This is a genomic window from Mycolicibacterium houstonense (assembly GCF_900078665.2).
GTDB lineage: Bacteria > Actinomycetota > Actinomycetes > Mycobacteriales > Mycobacteriaceae > Mycobacterium > Mycobacterium houstonense.
Genome location: NZ_LT546228.1, coordinates 1 through 1,181 on the forward strand (window position 1 = coordinate 1; position 1,181 = coordinate 1,181).

Below are 1,181 nucleotides of genomic sequence, written 5' to 3' on the forward strand. Positions count from 1 at the left end.
CGGCCACGGTCTCCTCGTCCAGCGCGGCGACCAGCCGGTCGGCCTGCGCCCACGCCTCCTCGGAGGTGTCCCGCGAGATGGTGTGCAGCCGGATCCCGAACCGCAGCTTGCGGCCCTGCTCCTCACCGAGTGCCCGGATCCATTCGATCTTCTCCCGCACCGCGGCCGGCGGCTCGCCCCAGGTCAGGTAGACGTCGGAGTGCCTGGCGGCGACGGGGCCGGCCGCCTGCGAGCTGCCACCGAAATACAGCGGCGGCACCGGCGTCGGAGGCAGCGCCAGCGAGGCCTCTTCGACGTCGATGTACTCACCCTTGTGCGTCACCGTCTCACCGGCCCACAGTCGCCGGACCACGTCGAGGAACTCGTCGCAGCGGGCATAGCGCGCGTCCTTGTCCAGGTGGTCACCGAAGGCCCGTTGCTCGTGCGCCTCGCCGCCGACCACGACGTTGAGCAGGATCCGGCCCGGGGCGTGCCGGGCGAAGGTCGCGGCCATCTGCGCCGACAGGGTGGGGCTGACCAAGCCCGGGCGGAAGGCCACCAGGAATGCCAGCGAGGTGGTCTCGCGGGCCAGCAGTGCGGCGGTGATGAAGGCGTCCTCGCACCAGGCCCCGGTCGGGATCAGGGCTCCGGTGAACCCGAACCGTTCGGCCGAGCGGACGATCGACGCCAGGTAGTCGATCGAGGCCTCACGGTCACCGCCGGCGGCGCCGGCCGGGGTGCCGTGGCCGCCGCCGACGATGAGTCGGCTGTCGCCGTAGGTGGGCAGGAACCAATGCAGAGAAACCGTCACGAACAGGACATCTTGGTGCCGGAACGCGTCAGGGACACGGGTAAAAATCGCGGTGATCTCGTCCCGCGGGTCGTCAGCTCGCGACGACCCAGATCGCTTCGGCAGCCGGGTTGCCCAGCTCGACCTGGACGCTGGTGTCGTCCCCGCCCGCGGTGCCGTCCGGTTGTGCCGGGCCTTCGATGGCGACCGAGATCACGCCCGCGAAGTCACGCCGCGCCACGACCCGCACCCGGGAGTCGAGGCTGATGCCGACGCTGTCGAAGTAGCGCAACATCTCCGGATCGGCATCGGAGATACGGGCCACCGTGCCGGCGTCACCGTCCTGACACGCGGACAGCTGGCGGGCCGGCGGGGTGGGCACCTGGCCGTCGGCGGCCGGGATCGGATCGCC

At 71.3% G+C, this 1,181-nt stretch carries 2 protein-coding genes; both read right to left on the reverse strand.

The genetic code is table 11. The features are described 5' to 3' along the window. Positions 1 to 790, reverse strand: a 790-nt coding sequence (locus BN4332_RS32765; RefSeq protein ID WP_066904575.1) for an LLM class flavin-dependent oxidoreductase, incomplete at its 3' end; no start/stop codon positions are given. A gap of 73 nt (positions 791 to 863) precedes the next feature. Continuing rightward, positions 864 to 1,181: FeoA family protein (locus tag BN4332_RS32770; RefSeq protein ID WP_200820489.1), on the reverse strand; the 318-nt coding region annotated here is incomplete at its 5' end.